7 protein-coding genes are annotated in these 6915 nt (G+C 62.4%); 4 read left to right on the plus strand and 3 right to left on the minus strand.

The genetic code is table 11. From position 1 onward, the window contains the following. Positions 1–48: 48 nt before the first annotated feature. From JAB6_RS27695 to JAB6_RS27705, 3 genes are all read left to right on the plus strand, one after another. The gene (locus JAB6_RS27695) at positions 49–1914 is read left to right on the plus strand and encodes a LodA/GoxA family CTQ-dependent oxidase (protein ID WP_139143529.1); all 1866 of its coding nucleotides are present in this window, start codon (positions 49–51) and stop codon (positions 1912–1914) included. After that, entirely contained in the window at positions 1911–3005 is a 1095-nt protein-coding gene (locus JAB6_RS27700; protein WP_070306013.1) for a tryptophan 7-halogenase, read from the plus strand. Before JAB6_RS27695 ends, JAB6_RS27700 begins: the two co-directional genes overlap by 4 nt. 220 nt (positions 3006–3225) lie before the next feature. After that, positions 3226–4425, plus strand: a complete 1200-nt coding sequence (locus tag JAB6_RS27705) for a YbfB/YjiJ family MFS transporter (RefSeq protein ID WP_070306015.1) — start codon at positions 3226–3228, stop codon at positions 4423–4425. A gap of 23 nt (positions 4426–4448) precedes the next feature. On the opposite strand, the gene JAB6_RS27710 is transcribed toward JAB6_RS27705, so the two are convergent. Next, entirely contained in the window at positions 4449–4808 is a 360-nt protein-coding gene (locus JAB6_RS27710; protein WP_254671818.1) for a cupin domain-containing protein, read from the minus strand. A gap of 226 nt (positions 4809–5034) precedes the next feature. Between JAB6_RS27710 and JAB6_RS27715 the strand changes: the two genes are divergently transcribed. Next, the gene (locus tag JAB6_RS27715; RefSeq protein WP_254671819.1) at positions 5035–5571 is read left to right on the plus strand and encodes an ankyrin repeat domain-containing protein; all 537 of its coding nucleotides are present in this window, start codon (positions 5035–5037) and stop codon (positions 5569–5571) included. 712 nt (positions 5572–6283) lie between these two features. On the opposite strand, the gene JAB6_RS28700 is transcribed toward JAB6_RS27715, so the two are convergent. Together JAB6_RS28700 and JAB6_RS27720 are read right to left on the minus strand one after the other, a co-directional pair. Continuing rightward, positions 6284–6511, minus strand: coding sequence for a hypothetical protein (locus tag JAB6_RS28700; protein WP_083293074.1), 228 nt, complete (start codon positions 6509–6511; stop codon positions 6284–6286). Then, positions 6508–6909, minus strand: a complete 402-nt coding sequence (locus JAB6_RS27720) for a hypothetical protein (protein WP_070306019.1) — start codon at positions 6907–6909, stop codon at positions 6508–6510. The genes JAB6_RS28700 and JAB6_RS27720 overlap by 4 nt, the downstream gene beginning before the upstream one ends. Between the last annotated feature and the right edge of the window lie 6 nt (positions 6910–6915).

The following is a 6915-nucleotide window of genomic DNA, read 5'->3' on the forward strand; positions in this document are numbered from 1 at the left end:
TTTATGCGGTATATTTTCCTTCCCTCCACGCATCTGGAAAGGCACGCCATGTCCAGTTCCACCCAAGATACCGTCATCGTCAAGGCCGCGATTTATCCGCCCATCGGCATTGCCCGCGTGGGCAACAGCCCCAGCGAATACTTTCTGGGACCGGAAGTGCCGGAACCGGCGGCGCGGCCGGCCGGCTACTACCGCGATGCGTCCGGGGCCATCAAGCGCCAGGCGGCAAGCTTTCGCATCTATGGCCTGAATGCCGCCGGCGTGGCGGTGGCCGAATTGAACGCCGGCAATGCCGACATCGAATGGTCCGTCACCCTGGCCAACACCAAGGCGGCGTGGTACCAGTTCCAGATCGCGCTCGATATTCCGGAAGCGCATGTCACCCAGCCCTCGTTCCTGCGCAACATGGCCGTCACCGACCGCGCGCAATTGTCCATCACGCCGGGCGAGCGCAAGATCAGCGGCAAGGAACAGCCGGCCGTCGCCTTCGACAGCGGCAGCTTCCTGGGCACGCCCGTCTACCTGGGCGAATTGCGCACGGATGCCATGGGACGGCTGATCGTGCTGGGCGGCCATGGCAAGTCGGCCTCGTGGAATGGCGCGCGCGCCATCACCTTCGCCAACAATGAAGGCTGGCATGACGACACGTCCGACGGCCCCGTCTGCGCCACCGTCCACTACCAGGGCCAGGCCTTGCCCGTCGACATGGCCTGGGTGGTCGTCGCGCCGCCCGACTACGCGCCGCAGCAAAAGTCGGTGCGCACGATGTGGGACTTGATGCGCGACTTGTTTGTTTCCGAAGGCAAAATTACCGCACCGGCCGTTCCCTCGTTCCAGGACGATATCCGTCCCATTTTCGAGCGCCTGTCCAATCTGCAGTGGGTCAACGCGGGCTTCGCGGCCGCCTTCGGCTGGGACGGCAGCACGCCGTTCAGCCGCGACGAGTGGATGGCGCGCCTGGCCAGCCCGTCCGAAAACCGCAGGGAGTGGCGCAACGTCATCTATAACCAGTTCCGCCAGTTCGAGCGCGACGCCTGGGCGCCATCGCCGTGGCCGTGGCTGTATGGCGATGCGATGGCCATCCCGCCGGCAGACACGCCGCGCCAGAACTGCGCGCTGAGCAACCTGCAATTGCGCTTCCTCAAGCAATGGGCCGACGGCAAGTTCACGGACGACTACGCTCCCGGCAAGGTGCCGCCGCAAAGCCTGGCCGAGGTGGATGTGGCCCAGCAACCGGACACCCTGCTGCGCGCGGCCATGGAATTCTGCCTGGCCGACGCCTTCCACCCCGGCTGCGAAATGACCTGGCCCATGCGCCAGGCCAGCATGTACAGCGCGCCGTTCCGCCTGGCGCACCGGCCGCCCGGCTGGGTCGAGCCCGATTACGGCGCCGTCCTGACGCCGGACAATATCGGCAGCCCCTGCTCGGCGCAGATCGCCGGCGGCGTGACGCGCTGGATGGCCGTGCCATGGCAGACGGACACGGCCAGCTGCCGCTCCGGCTACCAGTCCGATTACGATCCCTATGTACCCACGTTCTGGCCCGCGCGCGTGCCGAACCAGGTGATGAGCAAGCTGGCCTACGACACGGTGATGAACCGCGAAGTGCCCGTCGACGACCGCCTGGCCGCGTTCGCCCGGCGCGCCGCGTGGATACGCCCGCTGGGCAACATCAGCTATGAAGAGCAGATCAACAACATGATCGCCGACCTGGCGCAAGTGGGCGTGGTCGAGGTGCGCCCCGGTCCCACGGACGTGACCGGCTTCCCCTCATTCTTGCAGGTGGAAAACCTGCCGCCGCCGGTAGCCGGCCAGCACCAGTTGCGCGCGGCAGCGGCAATACCGGACGAGTTCGTCGACGTCGACCTGGAAGGCACGGAAAAAGCCCGCCATCTGCAGCGACACCGCTTGTGACCGTGCTGCAGGCCGACGTGCTCATCGTCGGCGCCGGTCCTGCCGGCGCCACGGCCGCCCTGAACCTGGCGGGGCGGCACCGGGTCTTGCTGGTCGACCGGCTGGCCGCCCCGCAGGCGCGCATCGGCGAATCGCTGCCGCCGGCCGCCGCGCGCCTGCTGCAGGACATGGGCTTGCTTGACGCCTTCCTGCGGCAGGGCCATGCGCCCTACCACGGCAACCGCGCCTGGTGGAACGGCGCCTGGACGGAACACCATTTCCTCAGCGATCCCGATGGCCACGGCTGGCACCTGGCGCGCGGCACCTTCGATCTGTGGCTGCGCGACGAGGCACGCCGGCGTAGCGCCGCCCTGCTGGCCGCGGCCACAGTCGCGGGCATCACGCCGGAAAATAGCGGCTGGAGAGTACGGCTGCAAACGCAGCGCGGCCCCTGCGACGCGGCCGCGCGCATCGTCATCGACGCCACGGGACGCAGCGCCCGGCTGGCCCGCAAAGTCGGGGCGCGGCGCCAGCGCGGCGACCGGTTAGTTTCAGTATGGCAATACGGACATGACAGGACGCCATCGACGCGTGGCTTTGCCCACATCGAGGCTTGCGAATACGGCTGGTGGTACAGCGCGCCCCTGCCCTGCCAGCGCCGCGTGCTGGCCCTGCATACGGATGCGGACTTGCTCGCCAACAACGCCTTGCGCGACGCCGGCTGGCTGGAAGCGGCGGCGCGCAAGCTGCCCGCTACGGGGGAATTGCTGGCGCAGCAAGGCTATGCGGCCGATACGCTCGCCATGGCCACGCCCGCGCATACGGCCAGCCTGGACGCCGGTGCCGGCCCAGGCTGGTTCGCCGTCGGCGACGCGGCCCTGAGCTTCGACCCGCTGTCGTCGCAAGGCATCTTTAACGCCCTGTACACGGGCCTGGCCGCCGCCGAGGCAGCCGACCGTACGCTGCAGGGAGAGCTGCAAGCCTACCGGTACTACAATGGGGAACTGGCCGCCATCGGCGCGGCGTACGAACGCCACCTGGCGTACTGCTACGGCCAGGAAACGCGCTGGCCCACGGCACCGTTCTGGAGCCGGCGCGTCCCGGCGCTCTAGCTGGCGCGAAAGGCGAATCTCCACAAGCAATGATAGAAAAATCGCATTGCCTCCCGCCATGTCCAGGCACGTCCCTGCTTGACTTCCCAGGCACGATTCGCTAACTTGGCAGTAAAAAAGCGTGTCGTCAGCGCCCTATGCCACTGTCCCGCACAGACCTTGCCCGCCGGCCTGCCCCGGCGCCAACTCCACGCTTTTCATATAGACGGGTATCCTGGACATGCCGACACACGATCATTCCCCGTCCCATCCGCTGGCCACGGCGCTGGCCCTGTCGCTGGGCGCCGCCGTGGCCCTGGGCCTGTCGCGCTTTTCCTATGGCTTGCTGCTGCCGCCCATGCGCGACGACCTGGGCTGGTCCTACCTGCTGGCCGGGGCCATGAACACGTTTAATGCGCTCGGCTATTTTCTCGGCGCCCTGGCCACGCCGGCGCTGATGCGCCGCCTGGGCGTGTGGCGCTTGCTCATCATTGGTTCCGTGCTGGCCAGCATCTTCATGCTGATGTCGGGCCTCGTCAGCGATACGACCACCCTGTTCCTGCAGCGCGTGTGCGCGGGCGTGGCAAGCGCCTTCATTTTCATCGCTGGCGGCGTGCTGGCGGCGCGGCTCGGCTCCATGCACAGCCAGCGCGCCGGCTTCTACATCGGCCTGTATTACGGCGGCACGGGTTTTGGTATTGCGCTGTCGGCCCTGCTGGTGCCGGCCGCATTGGCCGCCGCGCAAGACCACGGCGCCGCGCATGCCTGGCAATGGCCATGGCTGGCCCTGGGCATCGCCTGCCTGGCCGCCACCGCCATCATGGCCATGCCGGCGAAAGCGATCGGCGAAGCGCCGCGCGCCCTCGACACGCCGCGGCGCTTCGCCTGGCGCGACTTTGCCCCCAGCCTGGCCGGCTACTTCATGTTTGGCGTCGGCTACATCGGCTACATGACCTTCGTCATCGCCCTGCTCAAGCAGCAAGGCATGAGCGCCACCCTGATCACCGTGTTCTACACCTTGTTGGGGCTGGCGGTGGTGGCGTCATCGCGCATCTGGGCGCGCATGCTCGACCGCTACAAGGGCGGCGAATCGCTGGCGATATTGAACGGCGTGCTGGGCGCAGTTACGATCCTGCCCGCACTGACGAGCTTTGCGCCCTTCGTGTTCATTTCAGGCCTCGTCTTCGGCGCCGTGTTCCTGTCGGTGGTGGCCTCAACCACGGCCCTCGTGCGGCATAACCTGCCACCGCAATCCTGGACGGCCGGCATCAGTGCCTACACGACGGTATTTGCGCTGGGCCAGATCGTTGGCCCCATCGTCGTCGGCTGGATCGCCGACGGCCCCGCCGGACTGGAGCGGGGCTTGATCGCCTCGGCCATCGCCCTCTTCATCGGCGCCGTATTGGCATCACGGCAAAAGGCGCTGGCGGCGGGCGCGTGAGCGGCTGTCTTCAACTGCCGCCCTTATTGCGGTTTGGCGTACCTTGCGACGCCAGTGACATCGAACAGGACACAACGCTGGTCTCCAACCACCCAGGCATCATGTCCCGGCGGCATATAGAAGACGTCACCCGGTCCATATTCCATCTCGGCGCCATCATTCATCCGTACCACCATCCGCCCCTCGAGAACCATGCCGGTATGCGCTGCCTGGCACGAATCGGTTCCCGCAATCGGTTTGACATGCAGGCTCCAGCGCCAGCCAGGCTCAAATTCGCCGCGCCCCATGGTCTGTTCGCCTAGCGTAAAGACAGCCATCCGGCCGGCTCCGTCCTTGAATGGACGCACTTCGTCCGGCGTATCCACGGATTTCTTTTCTAACATTGCACTCATGACTCGTCCCCCCTTTGGATTTTCTGGAAGTATTCAATTTCCGAATCGAAATAACTGACATGATATAAAAATCACATCATTTTCTAATATAGTTTAATAATGGAAATTTACAAGCAGAGCAACTTGTTGCATTTACCTCAAGTGAGAAGCCGGACTCGTACAATTGACACTTCCCGGCCACTACTTCAATATCCATTTAAACCTTCGCAGAAAGAACATGATGAACACCGATGCACGAAAACTCCCGCCAACGATGGATGCCGAAACCCTGGAATTCATCCAGGGCCTGTTTGCCCTCGTGCGCGAAGGCGACACCCAGCAACTGGGCGCCATGCTTGCCCAAGGCGTGCCGGTCAACTTCCGCAACGAAAAAGGCGACAGCCTGATCATGCTGGCCAGCTACCATGGCCACCTGGAAACATCGCGCCTGCTGCTCGAAGCGGGCGCCGACGCCAACGTGCCCAACGACCAGGGCCAGACACCGCTGGCCGGCGTGGCTTACAAAGGCTACCTGGACATCGCCGGGCTGCTGCTCAAGCACGGCGCGAATGTGGAAGGCGCCAGCCCGGACGGCAAGACACCATTGATGATGGCCGCCATGTTCAACCGCGTCGCCATCCTCGACCTGCTGCTGCAACACGGCGCCCGCATCGATGCCGTGGATAGCCGCGGCATGAACGCCGTCTCGCTGGCCAAGAGCATGAATGCGCAGGAGACTTTGGCCCGGCTGATCAGCTTGGGGCAGATGGCATAGCCGATGCAGATATCGCCAGTAGTTTGCGACAGCCACTAGGCAAAAAAACCTAATAGCCAGAGCTTAGCTGTTTCATTGACCCGGCATTAGCCTACGGTTCTGGACGGGAGATTATTCCCACTCTATGGTCAGCGAGGTGGCTAAGCGCTTGATTTTTTTGTGTTTTCCAAACTATTCAGTTACCGATACCCTCACCGGATTTATCTATGGTTGCCGCTTGGTTGCGGCCGGGATGAGCGAAACTAGTCCGCTCGCCCATACCCGTCACCAGATGCTTCTAGGCAATGACGCCTTCGTTTCGGCACATCAACAATCGCAGCGGTAAAATGCATTCAAAGATACGCCAAGGCAGCAGCGCCGCGCTGTCACGCCGTCATTAGCACAATATCAAGCCCGCTATAGCGACAGAGACGAGGCCATGGCACGCGCTTATCTGTCAACCGCTTTTACCATGTCCCACATCGCCGCCGCTTTTCACGTGTCGAGCAAGACAGTCAGTCGGGCCGTATTGGCATTTAATAAAGCGCAACTTGCTGTCGATCAAGACGGCAAAGGTTGAGACCGTGTACAAAAGTCGGACCTGACCCCGCCCCCTAGCGCCCCCTAGGGCGATTTGTCGGTTTGCCGGAACCCCGCGCCCTGTCGTCAGGTCTGACGCCGGCCTAACCCGCGCCATGCCAAACCGCGTTTGAATTTCACCCTGGACGGAAACTTATTTTTCTGACTTGGGCAGAGTTGGTTTGTAATTGTGGTTAGGTACAAATTCTCCTGTCAATTTTCCACCCTCATCAACTTTCCACGCCCCAACAACGGCTTCCGGAGGAACATATTCCGTCGGCCCAAATGAGCCTTCAATCTTGTAGACCCAGCCGTTAGGATTTTCAAGTGCGGCCTTCACTACGTCCGCTGTAATTTCATGCTCTAGTTCGCTATTTTTCATTTCAAACTCCTAAGCCAATTCTCGTAACCAATGCGCTGCTCTTCCACAGTGCCTACCTGATCAATAGTTGCCATATCAAGAACATTTACCAGACCTTCGTCGCTGGCTTGAAGCCCAAAGCTTAATATGTAGATCTTCCGCCCTCCGCCCATTTGCAGCATCATCCGGGATGGGTACGCGTCCTTTCGAGCAGCGTTGCAAAGCAAAAGATAACCTTCCGGCTCAATTCGCAGGCGAAATTTTAATAAAGCGCCAAACCAATTATCATCTACAAATGACATTATCCCGAATCGCTGGCTCTTAACCATAAGGGTAATTGACGCATCTCGCGTAAACTCAATTTCGCAGCGCTCCTCAGCAACTCCCGGCGATGCAATTGTTATGTAATAGATACTCATCGAACC

Source organism: Janthinobacterium sp. HH104 (assembly GCF_001758715.1).
GTDB classification, from domain to species: domain Bacteria; phylum Pseudomonadota; class Gammaproteobacteria; order Burkholderiales; family Burkholderiaceae_D; genus Janthinobacterium; species Janthinobacterium aestuarii.